The 23,753-nt window shown below is 66.9% G+C and carries 21 protein-coding genes; 7 read left to right on the forward strand and 14 right to left on the reverse strand.

Annotated features, from left to right (window positions below; translation table 11 throughout):
• Positions 1–102: 102 nt before the first annotated feature.
• Entirely contained in the window at positions 103–1,101 is a 999-nt protein-coding gene (gene trpS, locus J3U95_RS09635; protein WP_370662053.1) for a tryptophan--tRNA ligase, read from the reverse strand.
• A 342-nt stretch (positions 1,102–1,443) separates the two neighbouring features.
• On the opposite strand from trpS, the gene J3U95_RS09640 reads away from it, so the two are divergent.
• Together J3U95_RS09640 and J3U95_RS09645 are read left to right on the forward strand one after the other, a co-directional pair.
• Positions 1,444–3,762 (forward strand): family 1 glycosylhydrolase, encoded by a 2,319-nt coding sequence (locus tag J3U95_RS09640; protein WP_208278382.1) that lies wholly within the window; start codon positions 1,444–1,446, stop codon positions 3,760–3,762.
• A gap of 108 nt (positions 3,763–3,870) precedes the next feature.
• Positions 3,871–5,124: a CaiB/BaiF CoA transferase family protein gene (locus J3U95_RS09645; RefSeq protein ID WP_208278383.1), complete on the forward strand. Its 1,254-nt coding sequence runs from the start codon at positions 3,871–3,873 to the stop codon at positions 5,122–5,124.
• Positions 5,125–5,128: 4 nt separating this feature from the next.
• Here the strand turns inward: J3U95_RS09645 and J3U95_RS09650 are convergent, their stop codons facing one another.
• Both J3U95_RS09650 and J3U95_RS09655 read right to left on the reverse strand, forming a co-directional pair.
• Positions 5,129–5,452, reverse strand: coding sequence for a hypothetical protein (locus J3U95_RS09650; protein WP_208278384.1), 324 nt, complete (start codon positions 5,450–5,452; stop codon positions 5,129–5,131).
• 69 nt (positions 5,453–5,521) lie between these two features.
• Positions 5,522–6,490, reverse strand: coding sequence for a LysR family transcriptional regulator (locus tag J3U95_RS09655; RefSeq protein ID WP_208278385.1), 969 nt, complete (start codon positions 6,488–6,490; stop codon positions 5,522–5,524).
• A 104-nt stretch (positions 6,491–6,594) separates the two neighbouring features.
• On the opposite strand from J3U95_RS09655, the gene J3U95_RS09660 reads away from it, so the two are divergent.
• Positions 6,595–7,791 carry an MFS transporter gene (locus J3U95_RS09660; protein WP_208278386.1) on the forward strand — a complete coding sequence of 399 codons (1,197 nt, stop codon included), beginning with the start codon at positions 6,595–6,597 and terminating at the stop codon, positions 7,789–7,791.
• A 9-nt stretch (positions 7,792–7,800) separates the two neighbouring features.
• Here J3U95_RS09660 and J3U95_RS09665 read toward each other — a convergent pair whose 3' ends face one another.
• A complete protein-coding gene (locus J3U95_RS09665) occupies positions 7,801–9,210 on the reverse strand; it encodes an alpha/beta fold hydrolase (protein WP_208278387.1) in 1,410 nt (469 codons plus the stop codon).
• Between the two features lie 231 nt (positions 9,211–9,441).
• Here J3U95_RS09665 and J3U95_RS09670 point away from each other — a divergent pair, with 231 nt between their 5' ends.
• Positions 9,442–11,091 carry a DUF4394 domain-containing protein gene (locus J3U95_RS09670; RefSeq protein ID WP_208278388.1) on the forward strand — a complete coding sequence of 550 codons (1,650 nt, stop codon included), beginning with the start codon at positions 9,442–9,444 and terminating at the stop codon, positions 11,089–11,091.
• A 40-nt stretch (positions 11,092–11,131) separates the two neighbouring features.
• Here J3U95_RS09670 and J3U95_RS09675 read toward each other — a convergent pair whose 3' ends face one another.
• The 4 genes from J3U95_RS09675 to J3U95_RS09690 all read right to left on the reverse strand — a co-directional run bounded on the left by J3U95_RS09675 (position 11,132) and on the right by J3U95_RS09690 (position 15,679).
• On the reverse strand, positions 11,132–11,824 hold the full coding sequence (locus tag J3U95_RS09675; protein ID WP_208278389.1) for an anti-sigma factor: 693 nt from the start codon (positions 11,822–11,824) through the stop codon (positions 11,132–11,134).
• Positions 11,821–12,378, reverse strand: a complete 558-nt coding sequence (locus J3U95_RS09680) for a sigma-70 family RNA polymerase sigma factor (protein ID WP_208278390.1) — start codon at positions 12,376–12,378, stop codon at positions 11,821–11,823. The genes J3U95_RS09675 and J3U95_RS09680 overlap by 4 nt, the downstream gene beginning before the upstream one ends.
• A 96-nt stretch (positions 12,379–12,474) precedes the next feature.
• The gene (locus J3U95_RS09685; RefSeq protein ID WP_208278391.1) at positions 12,475–14,205 is read right to left on the reverse strand and encodes a response regulator; all 1,731 of its coding nucleotides are present in this window, start codon (positions 14,203–14,205) and stop codon (positions 12,475–12,477) included.
• A complete protein-coding gene (locus tag J3U95_RS09690) occupies positions 14,192–15,679 on the reverse strand; it encodes an ATPase domain-containing protein (protein ID WP_208278392.1) in 1,488 nt (495 codons plus the stop codon). Before J3U95_RS09690 ends, J3U95_RS09685 begins: the two co-directional genes overlap by 14 nt.
• A 541-nt stretch (positions 15,680–16,220) precedes the next feature.
• Here J3U95_RS09690 and infA point away from each other — a divergent pair.
• Positions 16,221–16,490 (forward strand): translation initiation factor IF-1, encoded by a 270-nt coding sequence (gene infA, locus J3U95_RS09695; RefSeq protein WP_005668826.1) that lies wholly within the window; start codon positions 16,221–16,223, stop codon positions 16,488–16,490.
• Between the two features lie 177 nt (positions 16,491–16,667).
• Positions 16,668–16,901, forward strand: a complete 234-nt coding sequence (locus J3U95_RS09700; RefSeq protein ID WP_229519737.1) for a hypothetical protein — start codon at positions 16,668–16,670, stop codon at positions 16,899–16,901.
• Between the two features lie 10 nt (positions 16,902–16,911).
• Here the strand turns inward: J3U95_RS09700 and J3U95_RS09705 are convergent, their stop codons facing one another.
• From J3U95_RS09705 to J3U95_RS09725, 5 genes are all read right to left on the reverse strand, one after another.
• Entirely contained in the window at positions 16,912–18,117 is a 1,206-nt protein-coding gene (locus J3U95_RS09705) for an MFS transporter (protein WP_208278393.1), read from the reverse strand.
• A complete protein-coding gene (locus J3U95_RS09710) occupies positions 18,114–18,992 on the reverse strand; it encodes a hypothetical protein (protein WP_208278498.1) in 879 nt (292 codons plus the stop codon). The genes J3U95_RS09705 and J3U95_RS09710 overlap by 4 nt, the downstream gene beginning before the upstream one ends.
• Before the next feature lie 17 nt (positions 18,993–19,009).
• Positions 19,010–19,792 carry a hypothetical protein gene (locus tag J3U95_RS09715; protein ID WP_208278394.1) on the reverse strand — a complete coding sequence of 261 codons (783 nt, stop codon included), beginning with the start codon at positions 19,790–19,792 and terminating at the stop codon, positions 19,010–19,012.
• Positions 19,782–20,291, reverse strand: a complete 510-nt coding sequence (locus J3U95_RS09720; RefSeq protein WP_208278395.1) for a hypothetical protein — start codon at positions 20,289–20,291, stop codon at positions 19,782–19,784. The genes J3U95_RS09715 and J3U95_RS09720 overlap by 11 nt, the downstream gene beginning before the upstream one ends.
• A 62-nt stretch (positions 20,292–20,353) precedes the next feature.
• The gene (locus J3U95_RS09725) at positions 20,354–20,647 is read right to left on the reverse strand and encodes a DnaJ domain-containing protein (protein WP_123071341.1); all 294 of its coding nucleotides are present in this window, start codon (positions 20,645–20,647) and stop codon (positions 20,354–20,356) included.
• A 165-nt stretch (positions 20,648–20,812) separates the two neighbouring features.
• On the opposite strand from J3U95_RS09725, the gene J3U95_RS09730 reads away from it, so the two are divergent.
• Entirely contained in the window at positions 20,813–22,567 is a 1,755-nt protein-coding gene (locus J3U95_RS09730) for a glutamine--tRNA ligase/YqeY domain fusion protein (protein ID WP_208278396.1), read from the forward strand.
• Positions 22,568–22,647: 80 nt separating this feature from the next.
• On the opposite strand, the gene J3U95_RS09735 is transcribed toward J3U95_RS09730, so the two are convergent.
• Positions 22,648–23,616: an IS1595 family transposase gene (locus J3U95_RS09735; protein ID WP_208278397.1), complete on the reverse strand. Its 969-nt coding sequence runs from the start codon at positions 23,614–23,616 to the stop codon at positions 22,648–22,650.
• Positions 23,617–23,753: the final 137 nt, after the last annotated feature.

The raw sequence follows: 23,753 nt of genomic DNA on the forward strand, positions 1-23,753 counted from the left end.
AAGCCCGCAGCTTGCCATCGTCACGAACTCCGTGCTACTGATAGTTATCAGAGGCACGGGTTGCGCTACCGCAGGTATCGCGCAGCGATACCCCCGCCCTCATCAGAAGTAGGACAGACCCAGCGCCTTCTTGACTTCGTCGGTGGTCGCGGCCGCCACTTCGCGCGCCTTGAGGGTGCCTTCCTGCAGCATCTTCATCACCTGGGCCGGGTCCTTGGCGAACTCTTCGCGGCGGGCACGGATCGGCGCCAGCAGGTCTTGCAGGATGCCTTCCAGGCGCTTCTTGACGATGCTGTCGCCCAGGCCGCCGCGCTGGTAGTGCGCCTTCATCTCGGCCAGGCCTTCCTTGTCGGTGTCGAAAGCGTCCAGGTAAGTAAAGGCGACGTTGCCCTCGATATGGCCCGGATCCGACACCTTCAGGTGCAGCGGGTCGGTGTACACGTTCTTGACCGCGGCGCGGATCTCGTCGGCGCTGGCGCCCAGGTTGATGGTATTGCCCAGCGACTTGCTCATCTTGGCCTTGCCGTCGATGCCCGGCAGGCGGCCGACTTCCGGCACGAAGGCCTTGGCCTCGACCAGGATGTCGCGGCCGACGATGCGGTTGAAGCGGCGCACGATCTCGTTGCACTGCTCGATCATCGGGATCTGGTCTTCGCCGACCGGCACCACGCCGGCCTTGAAGGCGGTGATGTCGGCGGCCTGGCTGGCCGGATAGGTCAGGAAGCCGGCCGGGATGTCGCGCTCGAAGCCGCGCAGGACGATTTCCGCCTTCACGGTCGGGTTGCGCTCGAGGCGCGCGACGGTCACCAGGTTCAGGTAATAAAAGGTCAGCTCGGTCAGTTCCGGGATCTGCGACTGGATGAAGATCGTGGTCTTGGTCGGGTCGATCCCTACGGCAAGGTAATCGAGCGCCACCTCCAGCACGTTCCGGTGTACCTTACTCAAGTCATCCATATTGTCGGTCAGCGCCTGCGAGTCGGCCAGCATGACGAACTGGCGGTATTGGTGCTGGTAGGTCACGCGATCGCGCAGGCTGCCCACGAAGTGACCGAGGTGCAGCGGACCGGTCGGACGGTCGCCGGTGAGGATGATCTGACTCATTGGAGCAGAATCAGGAGAAGTGTTTTGTTGCAGGGTCATCGAGTTTCCTTGGTAGATGCCTCGATCGTCCTGCGTCAATGAATGAACGCCACCCAAATCGAGGCGGCGTTAGCTGAAATGCACATCATTTCCGGGGCCGCGCGCTAGGAGCGGCGCCACCAGGCAAGAATGAGATGTGCTTTCGGAAAGATCATGGACCGCATGGTTGCAGGTTGGCGCGCCGCTGTCAACCGCTTACCGGTACTGTGACTCGGCAGGCAGGGCTCTCCCCACGCAGTGTGAACGTCGGTAGCGCCGCATTGTCGATATTTTGTTGTCATAAAATTAAGGAATAAGAACCACATGAACAAGAGCACGAACAGCCCAGCACACCCCCTCGAACTCTGGGGCGGCCTCGAATGCACGGTCAACCGCGTGCAAGACACCTACTTCAGCCAGCTGGACCGCAACGGCCACAGCGAACGCGCCTGCGACATCGAGCGCTTCGCCGCGCTCGGCATCCGCGCCATCCGCTACCCCATCCTGTGGGAACGCACCGCCCCCGACGGCATCGACAAGGCCGACTGGCGCTGGCCGGACGAGCGCCTGGCCGCCCTGCGCGCGGCCGGCGTCACCCCGATCGCCGGGCTGATCCACCATGGCAGCGGCCCGCGCCACACGAGCCTGGTCGATCCGGGTTTCGCGCAAGAACTCGCCGACTATGCCGGCGCGGTCGCCGCGCGCTACCCCTGGCTCGAGTTCTACACCCCGGTCAACGAGATCTGCACCACGGCGCGCTTCGCCGGCCTGTACGGCGTCTGGTATCCGCACGGCCGCGACGACCGCACCTTCATCCAGGCCCTGCTCAACCAGTGCCGCGCCACCGTGCTGTCGATGCGCGCCATCCGCGCCGTCAACCCGGACGCGAAACTGGTGCAGACCGACGACCTCGGCAAGACCTACGGCACGCCGGAGCTCAGCCACGTGGCCGAGTTCTACAACGAGCGCCGCTGGCTGGGCTGGGACCTGCTGTGCGGCATGGTCGGCCCCGAACACACGCTGTGGAACTACCTGCTCAAGAGCGGCGCCACGGCTGAAGACCTCCTGTGGTTCCGCGACAATCCCTGCCCGCCCGACCTCATCGGCGTCAATTACTACGTCACCAGCGAGCGCTGGCTGGATCACCGCCCCGAACGCTTCCCCGCCCACCACCGCGGCATGGCCGACGGCATTCCCTGCGCCGACATCGAAGCCTCGCGCGTGCTGGCCACGCCGACGCCGGGCATCGCTCCGCTGCTGGCCGAGATCTGGGAACGCTACGGCATCCCGCTGGCCATCACCGAAGCCCATATCGACGCCAACCGCGAAGACCAGATGCGCTGGCTGCTCGAGATCTGGGAAGCGGCCCAGCAGTCGCGCGACAACGGCGTCGACGTGCGCGCCGTCACCGTATGGGCCCTGCTCGGCTCCTTCGACTGGAACAGCCTGGTGACGGTCGACCGCGGCTACTACGAACCGGGCCCCCTCGACGTGCGCTCGCCACTGCCGCGGCCGACCGCGCTGGCGCGCATGATGCAGGAACTCTCCAGCGGCGCGCCGCTGTCGCACCCGGTGCTGCGCGCCCAGGGCTGGTGGCGCCGGCCCGGCCGCTTCCTGTGCCAGCAGCCGGTGGCCACGCCCGACGCGCTCACCTCGATCGTGGCCGACGGCCACCGCCTGGTGGGCACGGCCGCCGCGCCGATCCTGATCCTCGGCGCCACCGGCACCCTGGGCCGCGCCTTTGCCCGCATCTGCGACAAGCGCAACCTGGCCTACCGCCTGCTGTCGCGCCAGGACATGGACATCGCCGATGCCGACTCGGTCGAGCGCGCGCTGGCCCAATACAAGCCGTGGGCCGTGGTCAATACCTGCGGCTACGTGCGGGTCGACGATGCCGAGCACGAGATGGAGCGCTGCCAGCGCGAGAACACGCACGGCGCCGCCATCCTGGCCGCCGCCTGCGCGCGCCACGACATCCACCTGACCACCTTCTCGAGCGACCTGGTGTTCGACGGCCGCAACGAGCGACCCTACGTCGAATCCGACACGCCCAATCCGCTCAACGTCTACGGCCGCAGCAAGCTCGATGCGGAACGCGCGGTGTTGACCAATCACCCGGGCGCGCTGGTGGTGCGCACCAGCGCCTTCTTCGGTCCCTGGGACGGCTACAACTTCGTGACCCAGGCCCTCGATGCGCTGGAGCGCGGCGATGCCTTCGTGGCGGCCAGCGACCTGACGATCTCGCCGACCTATGTGCCCGACCTGGTGCATGCTTGCCTGGACCTGGCCGTGGACCGTGAGGCCGGCATCTGGCACCTGGCCAACCAGGGCGAGCTGACCTGGGCCGGGCTGGCGCGGCGCGCGGCCGAACTGGCCGGCGTCGATGCGGCGACGCTGGAAGCGAAACCGGCTGCGGAGTTCGGCTTCACGGCGGCGCGGCCGGCCTACTCCTCGCTGCACAGCGAGCGCGGCGCGCTGCTGCCGGCGCTGGACGATGCACTGCGGCGTTATGTCGAGTTGCGCAATGCCGACAAGGCCGAGCGCTGCGCGCTGCAGCAGGAAGCCGAAGGCCGGCAGCAGGTTGCAGGCGCAGAGTCCCAGGCCGAGGCGGACAGGGTCGCTGCGATACAGTCCGGGACCTGATCTTCATGGATGAGGCGCCTCGGCGCCTCATGCGGATACGGCTGGCAAGCGCCCTGCTTCCGAATAGCTATAATCGACGCTTTCCGATAGCACAAAAAATATCGAGACATGACGCGATCCAGCCCACCCTCCCCATCCTTGCCCAAAGCCCTCGCCCACATCCGCGTGCTCGACCTGTCGCGCGTGCTGGCCGGCCCCTGGTGCTCGCAGAACCTGGCCGACCTCGGCGCCGACGTGATCAAGATCGAGCGCCCCGGCGCCGGCGACGACACCCGCGCCTGGGGTCCGCCATATGCGAAGGATGCGCAGGGTAACGACACGCTGGAGGCGGCCTACTACCTGTCGGCCAACCGCGGCAAGCGCTCGCTCACGGTCGATATCGCGAGCAGCGAAGGCCAGGCCCTGCTGCGCGAGCTGGTGCTGCATTGCGACGTGGTGCTCGAGAACTTCAAGGTCGGCCACCTCAAACGCTACGGCCTCGATTACGACTCGCTCAAGGCGATCAAACCCGATCTGGTCTACTGCTCGATCACCGGCTTCGGCCAGGACGGTCCCTATGCCCACCGCGCCGGCTACGACTTCCTGATCCAGGGCATGGGCGGCCTGATGTCGGTCACCGGCGAGCGCGACGACCTGCCCGGCGGCGGTCCGCAAAAGGCCGGCGTCGCCCTCACTGACCTGATGACCGGCATGTATGCCACGGTGGCCGTGCTGGCCGCCCTCACCCACCGCGACCGCACGGGCGAAGGCCAGCACATCGACATGGCCCTGCTCGACACGCAGGTGGCGATGCTGGCCAATGTCGGCAGCAATTACCTCAACAGCGGCAAGCCGCCCAAGCGCTGGGGCAATGCTCATGCCAATATCGTGCCCTACCAGACCTTCGCCTGCGCGGATGGCCACATCATCGTCGCCACCGGCAACGACGGCCAGTACCAGAAGTTCGTCGAGGCCGGCGGCCGGCTGGAACTGGGCAGCGATCCGCGCTTCGCCACCAATCCGCTGCGCGTGCAGAACCGCGAGCTGCTGGTGCCCTTGCTGGCCGAGATGGTCAAGCTCAAGAAGCGCGACGAATGGATCGCGCTGCTGGAAGAAAAAGGCGTGCCTTGCGGGCCGATCAACGACGTCGGCGAAGTGTTCGCCAACGAGCAGGTGGTGGCGCGAGAAATGGCGATCGACCTGCCGCATCCCAGCGCGGGGCGGGTGAAGCTGGTGCGCAATCCGATCCGGATGTCGGCCACGCCTGCGACGAGCGGGATGGCCCCGCCCCTGCTGGGCCAGCACACGACGGAAGTATTGCGCGAAGTGCTGGGCAGGAGCGAGGAAGAGATCGCGACTTTGCGCGAGCGGGGTATTGTCTGACGGCTTAGTGCAGCTGGTGCTTCAGGTTCGACAGTTCGTCGTGCACGCGCACGATGACGGATTGCACTTGCGGTGACGGACGGCTCGAGGTGCAGACGCGCTTGGCCTCGTCGCCCATGGCTTCCAGGTCGTCGATGGCCTGGATCATGCTCGACTGGTCGTTCGACTGCATGACGCTTTGCGCGCGCCCGGCTTCCTCGGCGATCTTGTGGATGCAGTCGCGGATTTCGCTGGGGACGCTCTGGTCGCTCTGGCAGACCTGCTCGGCCTGGTTCACGACCTGCTGGACGTTCTTGAAACGTTGCTGGATTTCGGCGGTTTGCAGCATGATGCCCTCCTGAAAAAGATGTGGAAAAAACCACTGGAGCCTTCCAGCTTAGGATGGATCCCTGGTTTATCAAGCATCGATTTCGCCTGTTCCGCGGGACAATGGCGGTGCGTTCCAGCCGGCATTCACGCCATCCCATTCCAGCGCCGCGCACAAGGTCTCGACCAGCTCGCGCACGCGCGGCACGTCCTCCTTCGCCTTCGGCCACACCACGTGGATCGGCAAGCCCGCGACCGCATGCCGTGGCAGGATCCGCACCAGGCTGCCCTCGCGCAAGTGGCGCCCGACCAGCCAGGTCGACATCTGGGCCACGCCCAGGCCGCCCAGGACCAGCCCGGCCTGGGCCTCGGCGTCGCCCGCCACGATCCGCTCGCTGGCGCCGCGCCGCTCGACCAGGGCGCTGCCGTGACGCACCAGCCAGGCGCTGACCGTGCCATCGGCCTTGCCGTACATGATCGCCGCATGCCGGTCGAGGTCTTCGAGCGAGGCCGGCACGCCGTGCGCATCGAGGTAGCCTGGGGCCGCGCAGAACACCTTCTGGTCCTGGCCCAAGAAACGGTGGCCCAGCAGCGGCGACCAGGCTTCCGGACTGCCGATGCGCACCGTGACGTCGATCCCCTCGCCGATCACGTCGACATAGCGGTCGGTGAACGACACCACCGGCTGGATGCGCGGATAGCGCTGCAGGAAGGCGCTCAGCACCGGCAACACCATCACCCTGCCATACGTCGCCGGCAAGTCGATGCGCAGGCGCCCGGCCAGCAGCGCGCCTTCGCCATGCAACGCCAGCTCGGCTTCCTCGAGTTCGCCCAGCACCCGGGTGCAGGCGGCCAGGAAGCGGGTGCCTGCGTCGGTCAGGCAAAGCCTGCGCGTGGTGCGCTCGAACAGGCGCACGTCCAGCCGCGCCTCGAGCCGCGCGATCGCCTTGCCGACGGCCGAACCGGTGAGGTTCAGGCGCGCGGCGGCGCGCACGAAGCTGCCCGACTGGGCTACGGCCACGAAGACGTCCACACCCTTCAGGCGTTCGCTGCTTTGCATGGTTGATTCCGGAATTTAATTCCGCTAAGTATAGGAATAAATGCCCGAGATAGGAACATACATTTCCAATACCATGGCGCCCTGATCAATCCATCACGATTTGCATGTCCAATTCACCTTCCTCCGCCGCACTCGCCCAGCCGGCGGCATCACCCTCGGCCTCCCTGTCCATCTTCATCCTGGCGCTCGCCGGCTTCCTGGTCGTCACCACCGAATTCCTGATCGTCGGCCTGCTGCCGGCCCTGTCGCGCGACCTCGGCATTTCCATCTCGATGGCCGGCCAGCTGGTGACCCTGTTCGCCTTCACCGTCATGCTGTTCGGTCCGCCGCTGACGGCCTGGCTGTCGCACCTGGACCGCAAGGCGCTATTCATCGCGGTGCTGGTCGTGTTCGCACTGTCCAATGCGCTGGCGGCGGTCGCCACGAATATCTGGGTGCTGGCGCTGGCGCGCTTCATCCCGGCGCTGGCCCTGCCGGTGTTCTGGGGCACGGCCAGCGAGACCGCCGCCGAGCTGGCCGGACCCGGCAAGGCCGGCCAGGCGGTGGCCAAGGTCTATCTCGGCATCTCGGCGGCCCTGCTGTTCGGCATTCCGCTGGGGACGATTGCCGCCAACAGCATCGGCTGGCGCAGCGCCTTCTGGATCCTGGCCGTGCTGTCGCTGGTCATTGCGCTTGCCCTGTGGCGCCTGATGCCGGCCGTGGCGCGCGCCCAGCGCGTGGATTTCCGTTCGCAGGCGCGCCTGTTCCGCGAACCCTTCTTCTTGGCCAACGTCGCGCTGTCGATCCTGGTGTTCACCGCCATGTTCACCGCCTACACCTACCTGGCCGACATCCTGGAACGCATCGCCGGCGTCGCGCCCGCCAATGTCGGCTGGTGGCTGATGGGCTTCGGTGCGATCGGCCTGATCGGCAACTGGCTGGGCGGCAAGGCGGTCGACCGTGCGCCGCTGCGCGCCACCGCGATCTTCGCCGGGCTGCTGGCGCTGGGCATGGCGCTGTGCGTGCCGGCGGCCGGCAATCCGGTCCTGTTCTGCGCGGTGCTGGCGCTGTGGGGCATCGCCTACACCGGCCTGTTCCCGATCTGCCAGGTGCGGGTGATGAAATCGGCCACCCATTCGCAGGCGCTGGCCGGCACCGCCAACGTGTCGGCCGCGAATGCCGGCATCGGCATCGGCGCCATGCTGGGTGGGATCGTCATCCCGTGGCTCGGGCTGGAGATGGTCGGCTATGTGGCCGCGGGCTTCGCACTGGCGGCGGCGCTGCTGGCGCCACTGGTGGCGCGCCTGCGCCGGGCCGATTGACCGTGATGCTCAGTGGCTGCGCGCGACCGTCTCGCAGCGCTGCGGCGGCTTTTCTCCCAGCACGAACTGCCTCACCTCGGCCTCGCCGCACGCCCCGCCGGACCATAGCACGAAATGTCCGCCGCCCTTGGCGGTGAACAGCCGCACCGGCCCGGCCTTGCGCAGCGCCTCGATATGGCGCACGGCGGCGCCATACGCCGTCTTCCCGTCGCGGTCGCCGTGGATGACCAGCGTCGGCGGCAGGCGCGCAGGCAGGCGCGCGAACCAGGCATCGCGTTCGTACAGGGGGATGGGATTGCCGACCAGATGGCCCGGTATGCTGCTCGAGAACAGCAGCCCGGCCTCTTCCTGCTTCACCTCCTCGGTCGTGCGTTTCGGCTGCAGATTGTTCTCGGAACCGCTGATGATGATCACGAGCGGCGTCGACGGCGGCCGCTGCGGGAAATTCCCAAAGCTCGCGGTCTGGCGCTCCACATCGGCCAACACTTCCTTCAACACCGTGTCCTGGCCGGCATCGAGTTCCTTGACCATCTCTGGAATGCGGCTGGCGGCGCTGGGGAAATCGAGCAGCGCGCCGAAGAAGCGCTTCGGGTTCTTGCCGGGCACATTCGCCAGCAGCGCCGGTTCGTTCTCGGCGCGCGCCAGCAGCCGCCGGTAGAGCGGCTCGAGCGGTTCGCCGATGCGCTCGCCGCAGGGCCCGCGCTCACAATCGGCCAGGATGGCGCGCCCCACCGCATCGGCCACCAGCGAATGGCGGCTCAGGTCGGCCGTGGCGTCGTCCTGCAGCGGCACCAGCGAATCGAGCACCACGCCGTCGACCTTCACGCCCATCGCCACCGTGCGCAGCACGAGCTGGGTGCCGTACGAGGTGCCATACAGATACGTCTTGCCCTGGTGCGGCGTGCGCTCGATCAGCCCTTTGAGATCGTGGGCCGCATTCGTCTGCGAGAACTGGCGTGCATAGACAGGATGCCCGTTCAGGTACTGGAAGCAGGTGCCCCACTCGGCGCCGTCCAGGGCGGCGCCGCCGGGAGAATCCACAGCTTCCTCGGCCGGGCACATGCGGGTCGAGAAACCGGTGCCGCGATGGTCCGGCATCACGAGATCGAATCCGGGGAAGGCACGGCGCAGGGTCGGCAGTATGCCATAGAACGAGGAGCCCGATTCGCCAGGGCCACCCGCGACCAGCCAGACCTGGCCGCGCGATGCGCCTTGCGCAGGAAACTTGCGCACGAAGAGCGAGACCGGGGCCGCGGGGCCGCCAGCCAGCCCGGAAGGATCGCCCTGCACTTGCTCGAGCGCGCACAGGCTGCCCGTCAATGCGGGATCGCTCGCGGCATCCGCGCAGGGCTTGAAGTCCGTCGCCTGCGCCAAGCCCGCGCCCAAGAACAGCGCGATGGTAGTGATCTTCCGGTTCATCTTGTTCCTTTTCTTTTCGGCATCAAAACGTCCAGCCTACTTTGAGAAAAAACAAATGTCCATCAGACATTTATGCTGCATACATGCATATCTCAGCAAGCTGAAAATATTTTTTCACAAGCTGCATCCATTCCTGCATCTGGCGAGTAGTACAAGCGCCAACATTGCAGCCGACCCGGCCGCGATGCGCCCCAATGAATTCAAACAAGCAATTCTTACTGAGGACACATCATGACCAATCCGCAATTCACCAAGCTCGTACTCGTTTCCTCGATCGCCCTCGCCCTGGCCGCCTGCGGCAGCAGCAGTGACGACCATGACGCGACGCCGCCCACCCCTGCCCCGCCGCCGCCGACTGCCACCGTCGGTGACGTGGTCGCCCTGACCGCCAGCAACCGCCTGGTCTCGTTCGACCGCGCCACCCCGGGCACCATCCGCAGCAACGTGCTGGTGACGGGCCTGCAGAGCGGCGAGAACCTGGTCGGCATCGACGTGAGGCCAAAGGACGGCATGCTGTACGGCGTCGGCTCGACCGGCCGCCTGTACACGCTGGACGCGGCCACTGGCGCCGCCACCAATAAATCGCGCCTCGTCGCCGATGCCGCCGACACCACGGAACCGTTCACCGCCCTGGCCGGCGCCAGCTTCGGCGTCGACTTCAATCCGATGGCCGACCGCCTGCGCATCGTCAGCAATACCGGCCAGAGCCTGCGCATCAACGTCGACAGCGGCGCCACGACCACCGACGGCAGCATCAACGGCGGCGCGGCCAATACCGCGATCTCGGCCTCGGCCTATACCAACTCGTTCGCCGGCACCGGCTCGACCACGCTGTACGGCATCGACAGCGCCAATTCGACCCTGTACACCCAGAACCCGCCGAACGACGGCACCCTGGCCAAGCCGGTGCCGCTGGGCGTCGCCATCGGCGCGGCGAACGGATTCGACATCGATGCGCGCACGAATATGGGGTATATGGTCGCCACCGTCGGCGGCGCGCGCAACCTGTATGGCGTGAACCTGGCTGCCACCAGCGCTCCGGCCACCCTGATCGGCGCGCTCGGCGTGACCGAAGACATCCGCGGCATCGCGCTGCGCGGCGCCGCGGCGCCGGTGATCCTGGGTCTTTCGGACGACAATCGCCTGCTGGGCTTCAAGGTCGCTTCGCCCAACATCATCGACAACAATATCGCCATCACCGGCCTGGCCGGCGGCGAAACCCTGGTCGGCATCGATGTGCGGCCGAAGGACGGCATGCTGTACGGCCTGACCTCGACCGCGCGCCTGGTCACGATCGACCCGGCCACCGGCGCCGCCACCGTCAAGGCGACGCTCAGCGCCGACGCCGCCGACACCACCGCGCCCTACACCGCCATGCAGGGCACGACGTTCGCGGTCGACTTCAACCCGGCCGCCGACCGCCTGCGCGTGATCAGCGACAGCGGCCAGAGCCTGCGCATCAACGTCGACACCGGCGCCACCACGACCGACGGCAACATCAACCGCGCCGGCGTGGCCCCGCGCGTCGTGGCCGCCGCCTACACCAACAGCATCCCGAATGCGGCCTCGACCCAGCTGTTCGACGTAGACGGCGCGAGTTCGGTGCTGGCGCTGCAGAATCCGCCGAACGACGGCACGCTGGTCGACGTCGGACCGCTGGGCGTGACGGTGGCGGGCAGCGGCGCCATGGACATCGGTGGCGGCGAGAACGGCCTGGTGCTGGCGGCGCTGCGCACCACGGCCGGCGGTCCGAGCTCGCTGTACCGGGTCAATCTGAGCACCGGTGCGGCAACCCCGGTCAATGGCGCGGCGACGCCGGCGACTTCGGTGATCGGCAGTGGCACGCCAGGCGTGCGCGATATCGCGATCTGGCTGCGCTGATAGGATCTGAAGGTGGCATGCGGGCCACCTTCAGGAAAGCCTATATCCTGACCGCGCGCCCGATATAGAGTATGGGCCCGGTCGGACGGCCGATCGGTGATCCGGCGGCCGGTTCCAATGTGATTTCGAACAACTGGTTCGGCACCACCTTCGGCAGATTGGCGAGCTTGACCTCGACCGCCTCGCCCGGCTTGACCAGGCCCAGCGAGACCGGACCTTCCCAGTCGTCGGCCTTGGTCCACAGCTGCAGCGCGCGATCCGCGGGCACCTCGGTCGTGACCAGCGGCTCCAGGCGCAGCGTGTCGTCGGCCACCAGCTCCAGCACCCAGCCCGGCCCTGCATTCTGCGGCGCCGCCAGCACCACCATATAGCGCGGCTGCTCGACCTCGAACTGGCGCAGGCCGACCACGGCGGCCATGATCGCGGCGGCCGCGAAGCCGCCGGCGGCCAGGGCGCGCCACAGGCCCAGGCGTTCCCACCAGCCAGGACGGACGGCCGCGGGTGCGGCCACCGGCGCCAGGCTGCGCTCGATGCGGCTCCACAGGGCGCCTGGCGGCGTCACCGGCCCGACCAGCGCGTTCAGGGGCAACAGCCGCTCTTCCCAATAGGCGACGGCGGCGCGCAGCGTGGCGTCGTTCGGCAGCATGGCATCCACCTCGCGGCGCCGTTCGCGCGACAGGGTGCCCAGCACGTATTCGCCGGCCAGCTCGTAGGAGTCGTGGATCGGATTCATACCATGCACTCCCGCAGCGCGCTCAGGCCGCGCTTGATCCAGGCCTTCACCGTCCCCAGCGGCGACTTGAGGCGCTCGGCGATCTCGCTGTGCGAGAAACCGTCGACATAGGCATGCAGGATGCTGTTGCGCTTGGCGACGTCGAGCCGGTTCAGGCAGTCGTGCAGGCGTCCCATGTCCTGGCGCAGTTCGAAGGCGTCCTGCATGCCGGGATCGAAGGCATCGACGTCCAGGGCATCGAACGCTTCCTCGTCGACGTTGATTTCACGGGCGCCGTCGCGCACCGCGTCCAGCGCCGCGTGGCGCACCACCGTGTACATCCAGCCGCGGCCCGAACCGCGGGTGGCGTCGAAGCCGGCGGCGCGGGTCCAGATGCTCACGAAGGCATCGTGCAGCACGTCCTCGGCCGCCTGGCGCTCGCGCACGATGCGCAGGGCCACACCCAGCAGGCGCGGGCTTTCCCGGTCATACAGGCGGCGCAGGGCTTGCCGGTCGCCGCGCGCGCAGGCGGCGAGGTGCGCTTCATAGTCGAAGTGGTCGGGTGCAGTCGTCATGACGGGCCGTTCTCGGGTGGATGGTCCGGGACCTGCCGGCTCCCGATGAGCAGCAATTATAGTTGGGCAGGTGAAAGAGGCTTGCACGCTTGCGCGTCAGCGGGCACCCGCCGCCCCGCCGTCGCCCTGGCGCTGGCGGTCGAGCGCCTGGCCGACGCTGATCGCCAGCTCGGCCAGCTGGAAGGGTTTGCGCAGCACCACGCCATCGCCGATCACCTGCTCGATCGCCTTCATGTCGGCGTAGCCGGTGGCGATGATGGTCGGCAGGCCGGGGAACATCGCACGCGTGCGCTGCACCAGTTCGGCGCCGGTCATGCCCGGCATCAGGTAGTCGGTGATGAGCAGGTCGGGCCGCTCGTCGTGCAGCGCGCGCAGGCCGGCCTCGCCGTCGGGGGCCTGGCGCACCGCATGGCCGAGGGCTTCGAGCGACGACACCATCGACTCGCGCACGAAGTCGTCGTCCTCGACGATCAGGATGCGCGCCGCCTGCCTGACGGCCGGCATGCGCGCCGGCGGCGCCGGCTCGGCGTCTTCCTTGCCGCCCGCCGTGCGCAGCCAGATTTCCACCGTGGTGCCGACGCCCGGCTCGCTGAGGATGCGCGCGGCGCCGCCCGACTGCTGCGCCATGCCGTACACCTGGCTCAGGCCCAGGCCGGTCCCTCCCACGCCCTTGGTCGTGAAGAAGGGTTCGAAGACCTTGGCCACCAGGTCGGGCGCCATGCCTTCTCCGCTGTCGGTCACGGCGATGCGCACGTAGTCTCCCGGCGGCAGGAAGCCAGGCGGCGGCGCGTCGCAGGCGGCGACGAACACCAGTTCGCCGCCGTCCTGCATCGCATCGCGCGCATTGATGGCCAGGTTCAGGAGCGCCATCTCCATCTGGTTGGCGTCGGCCAGCACCGGCGGACAGTCGCCCTCGACCTCGAAGCGCAGCCCGATGCGCGAGCCGAGCGAAGTGGAGACCAGTTCGCGCACCCCGTCGAACAGGCCGCCGATATCGGTCTCGCGCAGGTCCAGGCTCTGGTTGCGGGCGAAGGCCAGCAGCTGGCGCGTGAGCTTGCCGCCGCGCTGGCAGGCCTTGCGCGCGATCTCGGCGCGGCCCTTCGCCACCTCGTCCTTCGACATCAGGAGGATCAGGTCCATGCTGCCCTGGACCACGTTGAGCAGATTGTTGAAGTCGTGGGCGATGCCGCCGGTCAGGCGCCCCACCGCTTCCATCTTCTGGTACTGCGCCATGGCCTGCTGCACCCGTTCGCGCTCGATGATCTCGTTCATCAGGCGGTCGTTGGCCTGGGCCAGGGCGCGGGTGCGCTCCTCGATGCGCGATTCCAGCGTTTCGTTCAGCGCCACCAACTCCTGGCGGCTGTCCTGCAGGCTGGCGGCGGTGTGCTCGCGGTCGGCCAGCACGTCGCGCGCCTGGTACTGGCGGCGGCGCGCGCGAAGCGCCGACACGGTGGCGCTGCGCAGGGTCTGGACGTTGAGCGGGCGCTCGAGCAGGATCACGTTGCCCAGGTCGCCCAGGCGCGCGCGCGCCGCGGCCTGGTGCAGGCCGGTGGCCTTCCCCAACAAGACGATAAAGGGAAAGTCGGACCATGGTTCCTGGCGCTCCAGCCAGGCGCGCAGGGCGGATGCGTCGACCCCGTGCAAGGCCTCTTCGGCCACGATGGCCGCGCCCGCGCCTTGCCCGATGGCCGTGCCCAGGCCCGCGATATCGCCGACGAGCTCGCAATCAAGGCCGTCGCACCGCAGGGCCGACGCCATGACCTCCGCGTCGCGCCCGCGCGGCGCGAATACCAGAATACGTTCTTCGTGCGGATTATTCCGGTGCATGCGGCGCCTGCGCCATCATCGGCGTCAACCCGCGATAGGTCGGGATGCCCGTCAGCACGCCCTCGAAGCCCTGGAGCGGCGCGCCGATGCGCACCCCGCCCTCGCCCAGCTGCAGCTCGTGGATGGTCGAGGCGTGCTGGGTGGTGCGGCTCTTGATCACGCTGATCGCGCGCCGCACCTCGCCCGACGCCTCGAAGAAGCGCAGCAGCACCGTGCTGTCGCTCAGGTAGCTGAGGTCGACGTCCGTGCGGCCTTCCGCCATCAGGCCATGCTGCCCCAGGATCATCACCGTGGTCGCGCCCTGCTGGTTCAGGTAGGACAGCAGTTCGTGCATCTGCAGGGTCAGGAACTGCTCGCCCGGCATCGCCTGCAGGTAGGCGTTGAGGCTGTCGATCACCATGAAGCGGGTGCCGCCGTCGACCGCGTCGCGCAGCGCCTGCGCGAATTCGCCCGGCGACAGCTCGGCCGGGTCGAAATGGTGGATGGAGAGCCGGCCGCTGGCGAGATGGGGACGCAGATCGAGTCCGAGCTGTTGGTTTCGGGTGAAGAAGGTGCCCAGGCCCTCGTCGAACAGGTAATAGGCGGCCTTCTCCCCGCGCTCCAGGGCCGAAAGCAGGCAGCGCGTCGACAGGGTGGTCTTGCCGATGCCGGACGGACCGACGAGCAGCGTGTTCGTGCCACGCACGAGGCCACCGCCCAGCAGGGCATCGAAGCCGTCCGAACCCGACGAGTCGACGTGCGGCACGAAGTCGCGCACATGCTCGGCGGCGACCAGGCGCGGATACATGGTGATGCCGCCGGTGTCGAGCGTGTAGTCATGGTAGCCGCCGCGAAAGCGGATGCCGCGCATCTTGAGAACGTTCACGCGGCGCCGTTCCTTGCCGTACTCGCGGGCGATCTGCTCGAGCGTGATCACGCCGTGGGCGATGCTGTGCAAGTGCTGGTCGGATTGGGCGGTTTTATCGTCGAGCAGCAGCACCGTGCATTCGCGGGCCGAGAAAAACTGCTTGAGCGCCAGGATCTGGCGCCGATAGCGCAGCGCGTTCTGGGCCAGCAGCCGCACCTCGGACAGGCTGTCGAACACCACCCGCACAGGACGCAGCTCATCGACCCGGTCCATCACCTTGCGCGTGGTCTCGCCCAGCTCGACCTCGGACGGATGGAACACCGATTGCTGCGAATCCGGGTCGAGGTCGTCGTCACCGGCCAGCTCGTAGATCGCCAACTGCGACAGGTCCCAGCCATGGCTGTGGCCGACCGCGATCAGCTCGTCGGTGGTCTCGGACAGGGTGATGTACAGGCCGCTTTCGCCGCGCGCCACGCCATCGAGCAGGAACTGCAGGCCGAGCGTGGTCTTGCCTGCGCCGGGCGAACCCTCGACCAGGTATACGCGTTGCGGCGTCAGGCCGCCGCCGAGGATGTCGTCCAGGCCGGGAATGCCGGTCGAAAGACGGGGTGCAGTCGTGGTGCTCATGGAACAGCCTATATTGTCGGCCGCTTCACACGCTCCCGGTTGCAGGATGCGGGACGACCGGGTGGAAGGGTCGCGCGTTGCGCAACGGAATATTGGGTCGATTATAGCTTCATTACGCGGTGGCATGAACGGTAGGGGCCAACCGTGTTACACTAACGCCTTGCGGCATCGTTCGATCGGCGTGCGCTCCAGACGGGGTCCGCAATCGACTTACACGAGATTACCCTTGGTAATTCAGTGCCCTGTCCCCATATCGTGTTCATGCGGACGACCTTGCGCTCACGGCGCAGCCCAGAGCGAAGCGCCCTTGCGGATGACGAGGGCCGCATTATCCGAACGAAGTACCCGCACAAAGTAACTGCCAGTCATCGAACATGAAGCCTGCCGTGCGCGGGCTCCGTCATTCCCGGCGAAGCGCCCGCGCTGCGCCGCCACGTTCATCCTGACACCGCCTGCCCGCGCAGGCCGCATTACCCGCCTGCCCGTGCGCCGTTGCGCCAGGCCGGCCCGATATTCGTATTCACACTTACAGGAGCCCATCATGGCAAAAGAAGAACTCATCGAAATGAATGGCGTCGTCGCTGAGGTGCTGCCCGATTCGCGTTATCGCGTCGATTGCGAAAACGGCCACAAGCTGATCGCCTACACCTCCGGCAAGATGCGCAAGAACCACATCCGCATCATCGCCGGCGACCAGGTCAGCCTGGAACTGTCGCCCTACGACCTGAGCAAGGGCCGCATCACCTTCCGCCACCTCGGCAAGACCGGCAGCGGTCCGCGTCCGCCGGTGAACCGCGCCGCACGCCGCTGATCGGTACGGCTCATCGCCAGACAACGCCACGCCCAGCGTGGCGTTTTTCATTTGTGCGCGCACTCCAGGACCAGGCTGGCAGATCGTCTTCGCAGCGGGTTATCATCCGGACGCGCGGATGCATACCGAACCATCCGCCCTCGACAGACAATGATGCAAAGGTGTTGTGAGATTCAAATGCGGCAACGACGCAGCGATGAAACCACCGCGAACGCCGTGGCGCGCGGCCTGAACATCCTGGCCGTACGCGATGCCACCCAGGCGCGGCGCTATATGGAGCACAAGAACGTCCCCTCGTCCGTGATCGAGCGGGTCCTGCAGAGTCCGGATGCGTGCCGCCGGCTGACGCCCGAACAGGAGGTATCCGAGGCGATCCTGCCGTTGCCGCGCAACGGCCGGTTTCCGAATTGAGCGGCGCCGCTCAGCGCACCGGCACCGGCGCCAGCGTGCGCAGGCGCAACGCGATCAGCAGGCCGATGCCGAGGATCGCCCCCAGCAGCGCCACCACCCCGGGCCAGGCCCAGTGCTCGTACACATAGCCGGTGAACCACCCCACCACGCTCGAGCCGAGATAATAGAAGAATAAATAAATGCCCGAGGCCAGCGCCTGCGGCGGCTGCGCGCGCCGTCCGACCCAGCTGCTGGCCACCGAATGCGAGGCGAAGAAGCCGAAGGTGGCCAGGCCCACGCCCAGCACCACGGCAATGACCGAATCAACCAGGGTCACCAGCAGGCCGGCGATCATCACCCCCATCAGCAGCCACAGCACGTTGCGCCGGCCCAGGCGGTCGCCCAGCTTGCCGGCCCACATCGAGCTGAAGATGCCCAGCAGGTAGAGCAGCGACAGCAGCCCGACCGCGCTCTGGCGCAGTCCGAACGGCGGCGCCAACAGGCGGTAGCCGATATAGTTGTACAGGCTGACGAAGGCCCCCATCAGCAGGAACGGCAGCGCGAACAGCCACGGCAGGCCGGGGTCGCGCAAATGGATGCGCAGGCCGTCGACGAAGCCGGGCCCGCGCGCCGGCAGCGCGCCGCCATGGCGCGACGGCGGCAGGCTGCGCGAGAATTCCCAGGCGGCGTACAGCCCGGCCGCGCCGAGCAGCCCGACCGCCACGCGCCAGGACGCGAAATCGCTGATGAAGGCCGAGATCACCCGCCCGCTCATGCCGCCGAAGGCGCTGCCGCTGATGTACATGCCCATCGACAGGCCGAGCGAGGTCGGCTCGATCTCGTCGCTCAGGTAGGCCATGGCCACGGCCGGCAAGCCGCCCAGCATCAGGCCCATCAGGCCGCGCACGGCGACCAGTTGCGTGTAGTTGGCGGCAAAGGCGCAGGCCAGGGTCAGCACCGCGCCGCTGATCATCGAGGCCACCATCACCGTCTTGCGGCCGAAGCGCTCGGCCACGCTGGAAGAACCCAGCAGCGCCAGCGCCAGGGTGGCGGTGGACACCGACAGCACCAGGCTGCTCTGGGCCGGCGACAACAGGAAGTCATGGCCCAGCAGCGGCATCAGCGGCTGGACGCAGTACAGCAGGGCGAAGATGGAAAAGCCCCCGAACGCCATCGCGCGGTTGATGCGCCGGAAGGCCGGGCTGCCGGCGGCGATGCGTGCGCCGGGGGTGCTCAAGGATATTCCGGATCCACTTCGGAACCCGCGTAGTTCTCCAGCTCGGTCATCAGCTGGGCGATCGTCGCTTTCGTGCCGATCTGCTCCAGCACCGTGCAGTGCTTGCGGTAGATGTCGATGCGCTCGGCAATCACCGGCTGGTGGACCGGCGGAATGCGCGCCAGGAACTCGGCCCAGCCCTGCTCGAAATCCGGCTGGTGCTTGCGCACCGCCTTCACGAAGCGCTCGAACTCGCTCTGGCCGGTGCGCGCCGTGACGCGCGCGCCGCCCTCGACCGCGAAGATGATGGCCAGCGCGATCACGCCCTCCGAGTTCAGGTCCGGATCCTTGACCGGGCCCTCGTAGTGGTTCTTGCGCAGCCACTCGGCGGCCTTGACGGTCGCCTGGACCTGCTGGCGCTGCTGGACCTGGCCCAGGAAGCGCTCGTAGCCCGACCACGATTCGCCCGGATCGGCGGTGCAGATGTCGACGAACAGCTCCTTCAGGCGCCGCTGGGCGTACACCGGATCGTTGTCGTACTCGCTCACCAGGCTGTCCTCAGGCAGCGCGGCGAGTTCGCGGATCATGCGGAAACCGGCCTGGAAGGCGTGCTCGGCGCCCTCCCCCACCAGGATGTCGAGCGCGTCCAGGTCGCCCTCGTCGGCGCTCTCGATCAGGTATTCGAGGCCCAGGGACACGCCGCCCACGGTCAGCAGCAGCGCGCGCGCGATGCCTTCGGCGGTGCGGTCGTTGGTGAACTTCTCGGCCACCATGGCGGTGATCCCCGACAGTTCGTCGGCCAGGATCGCCGCTTCGTCCGGCGTGGCTTCGCCCGGCAGCAGCCTGATCGCGCGGATCAGGCGCGGCGGTTGTTCGATGACGATGGCTGGCAACATATCGGCGGCGGCTCCCGTCACGAGAAGATGTCCGTGCCCATGCTGCGGCGCGGGCTGCGGCGCGGCATGCTGCGCACCGACGGCACTTGCTTCCTCAGGCGCAGCAGGAGGTCGCGGGTCGAGCGCTGCATGAATTCGGACTCTTCGTCCGGATCGTCGGGCAGCTCGATCTCGGCCATCTCGGCGCTGTGGCGGAATTCGGGGAACAGCTCGAGCAGCGAACGCTCCCAGCCGTCTTCGGTGGCCTTGGCCAGGTCGACCGCCAGCGGCACGATGTCGCTGTCGGCGCTGGTCTGGCCGCTGACGTAGCGGCCTTTCGACAGGATCTCGCCCGCTACTTCCAGGATTTCCTTCGGCGCCAGCGACCACAGGATGGCGAACACGGTCGCGCCATGGTCGGTGCTCGACGCCGCTTCGAGCAGCTCGTTGCGGCGCTCCTCGTCGTCCTGGGCATAGACCACGCCGTGCACGTGGTTGAACAGGTTCTCGGCGATGCGTTCGGGATCGTCCTCGATCAGGTTGTCGGGCCAGGTGGCGGCGATGAAGGCCAGGCTGTCGGCCCAGGCCTTGGGCGGCACCAGCATGGTGGCCAGCGAGGTCTTGGCGCCGTCGAAGCCCGACAGGTGCAGGGCCGTGACTTGCGGCGGCAGCTCGGTCAGGACCTGGGCCACGGCGTAGTCGCCGTGCTCGTCGGCGGCCTTGGAGAACACCTCTTCGGCGTGCTCCAGCGAGCCGGCCAGCACCAGTTCACCGACCTGGCTGACCAGGGCCGGCAGGTTGGATTTGGTGTCATCGCTCATCGCGCTCTCCTTCATCGAACAGCTGGGTGAAGTCGTCGGTGGCCGGGCTGTCTTCCTCGTCGTCGTCGCCATCGTCGTCGCGGCCCAGCTGCTCGAGCGACTGGTCCTCGTCGTCCCAGCGGTTCTGGTTCTTGAACAGGAAGGCGGTGATGATGGCCTGGCGCGCCAGTTCCGGGTAGTTGGCGGTCATGCCCTCGTACATGGCGCGGCCGTCGTCGCCGGAGCACTCGGCCATGGCGAACACGCGCGCAGGGTCGCCGTCGGCATAGTCGGCCGCTTCGCGCATCAGGCCCTTCGGATCCAGGAAGCGGATCTTGTCGACCAGGGCGAACGCCATCATGTTGACGTCGTCGATGCCGCCGCCGTCGGCGTATTCGGACACCAGCGCGCCGACCATCATGTCGTAGTTCTTGCGGTTGGGCGGGTCGCCCAGGGTGCCCTCGATCTGGCCTTCCAGCTCACGCGACTGGAAGGAGAATTCGGGATGTACGTTCTTCATGTTCTATCCTGTTGATGGGACGCGGCGGCTCGGGCCGCATCCAGTGTTGCCGTGGTGCCGGGTCAGTTCGCCGGCAGGTTCACGCCGTTGAGCGCGAACAGCGAGCGCCACAGCTCGAACGCCTCGGCCTCTGCGTCCAGCACGATGCGGTGGTTCACGCTCTGGTTGTATTCCTCGCGCTTGGCGCGGTCCGAGAGGATCTCGTAGGCCTTGGTGACGGCCTTGAAACGCGCTTCCGCGCCGGGCGCCTGATTGCGGTCCGGGTGGTAGCGCATGGCCAGCGAGCGGTAGACTTTCTTGATCTCGTCGTCGGTCGCGTTCGGCGCGACGCCGAGGATCGCATATAAATTTTCCAACAGAAACTCTCCCGGCAACTATCTTAAAATACGGTAAACAGAGATTATCCTATAGAAAACGCCGGACGTGGCGCGAGCCCCGGCGTCCGGCTCGCGATACGGGCAACCTCAGCCGCCTCCGGGTACGGTAAAATGCCCCCCAACTTACCCTTCCAGAACTATTTCATGAGCAACGACAAGAATACCCCGGCGCCGGGCAATGCACCGTCGTCGAACTTCGTCCGTGCGATCGTCGAATCCGACCTGGCCGCCGGCACCCACCAGCGCGATGGCCTGCCGCCGGTCATCACCCGCTTTCCGCCGGAGCCGAACGGCTACCTGCACATCGGCCATGCGAAATCGATCTGCCTGAACTTCGGCCTGGCACGCGACTACGCCGGCCTGTGCCACCTGCGTTTCGACGACACCAATCCGGAGAAGGAAGACCAGGAGTACGTCGACACCATCATGGACAGCGTCAAGTGGCTCGGCTTTTCGTGGGAGCGCGAGGGCCAGGAGCACCTGTACTACGCCAGCGATTACTTTGAAAAGCTGTACCAGATGGCCGAGTACCTGATCGAGAAGGGCTACGCCTACGTCGACAGCCAGAGCGCCGAGGACATGGCGAAGAACCGCGGCAACTTCGGCACGCCGGGTACCAACTCGCCGTTCCGCGACCGTCCGGCCGCGGAATCGCTGCAGCTGTTCCGCGACATGCGGGCCGGCAAGTACAAGGACGGCGAGCACATCCTGCGCGCCAAGATGAGCGAGGATGCGATGGCGTCGCCGGTCATGACCAACCGCGACCCGGCCCTGTACCGCATCCGCCATGCGCACCATCACCGCACGGGCGACGCCTGGTGCATCTACCCGATGTACGACTACACGCACCCGATCTCGGATGCGATCGAGAACATCACGCACTCGCTGTGCACCCTGGAATTCCAGGACCACCGCCCGTTCTACGACTGGCTGGTCGAGACCCTGGCCGAAGGCGGCTTCTTTAAAAAGCCGGTGCCGCGCCAGTACGAGTTCGCACGGCTGAACTTGACGTACGTTGTCACCTCCAAGCGCAAACTCCGCGCGCTGGTCGACGACGGCACCGTCACCGGCTGGGACGACCCGCGCATGCCCACCATCGTCGGCCTGCGCCGCCGCGGCTACACGCCGGAATCGATCCAGCTGTTCTGCGAGCGCATCGGCGTCTCCAAGGCCGACGGCTGGATCGACATGGGCACCCTGGAAGGCGCGCTGCGCGACGACCTGGATCCGAAGGCGCCGCGCGCCATCGCCGTGCTGCGCCCCTTGAAGCTGATCGTCGATAACTTCCCGGAAGGCGAGTCGGTGGAATGCTCGTCGCCGGTCCATCCGCACCATCCGGAACTGGGCAAGCGCACCTTCCCGTTCACGCGCGAGCTGTGGATCGAGCAGGAAGACTTCATGGAAACCCCGACCAAGGGCTATTTCCGCTTCACTCCTCCGGTGGGCGACCAGCCGGGCAGCCGCGTGCGCCTGAAGTACGGCTACGTGGTCGAATGCACCGGCTACGACAAGGATGCCGACGGTAACGTGACCGCCGTGCACGTCAAGTACTTCGAGGATTCGAAGTCGGGCACGCCGGGCGCCGATAACTACAAGGTCAAGGGCAATATCACCTGGGTCAGCGCAGCCAGCGCCCTCGAAGCCGAGGTGCGCCTGTACGACCGCCTGTTCCTCGATCCGCAGCCGGACGCCGGCGGCAAGGACTTCAAGTCGGTGCTCAATCCGAACGCCCTGGAGACCGTGACCGCCTACCTGGAGCCGGGCATGAAGGACGCCGTGGCCGACCAGCGCTTCCAGTTCGAGCGCCATGGTTATTTCGTCGCCGACCGCGTCGACTCCAAGCCGGGCAAGCCGGTGTTCAACCGCGTGACCACGCTGAAGGATAGCTGGGGCAAGTAAGCTTCCAGTCTGTTGCCGTTCTGAAGAATCCCGCCCCGGCATTGCCGCGGCGGGATTTTTTTCCTGCGGCGCTGTCATCGTTAGTTGTTGATGACCCCGAATGCGGTTCGCAGCAATTGCTCGACGGAAGTGACTCTCCCACCATCGAGCGCCCAATGCCAGCCCAGGTAGTTGGGCAACCAGCGTGACGCCACGCCGTGGAAGCGCGCCAGCCATTCCTTGAAACGCCGATGGTAAGCGTTCACATTTTGAACATGGATCGTGCCCTCGACGCCGTTTCGGACTCGTTCGCCGGCGCTCAGATTGACGGCCTGGTGCGCGATCCCTTGGGAGCGGGCGAAGGCAGAATAGGCGGCGTTGGCGTCGGTAACCAGCAATGCTTGAAGATCGAGTTTGGGCAGCAGATGCTTGACCAGCTGGGCCACCTTCAAGGCGCCGCGGCCGGTGACGGCGTCGATGGTCTGGCCGCTGCGGTCGCGCGCCACCAGGATGCAGTCGAGATGATGGGAAATGCCGCGCAGGGCGGCCCTGCCGCCACGCTTGCGCGGCGTGCGATCGAGCTTGCGTGAACCCTTCTGCGATTCAAGCAGGAATGTCTCGTCGGCCTCAACGATACCGGCCAGGCGCTCCGGCCGGTCGTCCTTGACCCGGTCGAGAAAGCGATGGCGCCAGCGAAACGTGGTGTTGCGGTGCACGCCGACACGCTTGGCCGCAGAGCGGACCGTGCGGGAATCGAGCACCGTATCCAGATACTCGAGCCACTTGCCCTTGTGCCTGAGCCGCGCCAGCGGCGTGCCGGTCAGGTCGTTGAAGGTACGGCCGCACGCGCAGCAGCGATAGCGTTGCAGGTCGTTGGCCTGGCCATGGCGGTGACAACGCTCGCAGCCACAATCCGGGCAGCGGCGCCCCTTCGACCGGATCTCGTCGATGAGGGCGACCACCCGGTCGAGCCCGGCTGTCGGATGCAGGGCGGCGAGCACCTGCTGACGTTGCGGCTGGTTCAGCAGCGCCAGCTCGGCGAATAACTCCTCAAACTGCGGCGCTTTCATCGTGCGCTCCCGATCGATGGCAACGGGGATTGGACCGCGGGTCAGCTCAGCAGTTCAATGCTCATCCATATTTAACGATGACAGCGCCTTTCTTGCCGGGTCTGCTCCAGCAAGGTGGCTTCGAGCTGCATCATTCG

Source organism: Massilia oculi (assembly GCF_017582745.1).
Classification (GTDB): Bacteria; Pseudomonadota; Gammaproteobacteria; order Burkholderiales; family Burkholderiaceae_D; genus Telluria; species Telluria oculi_A.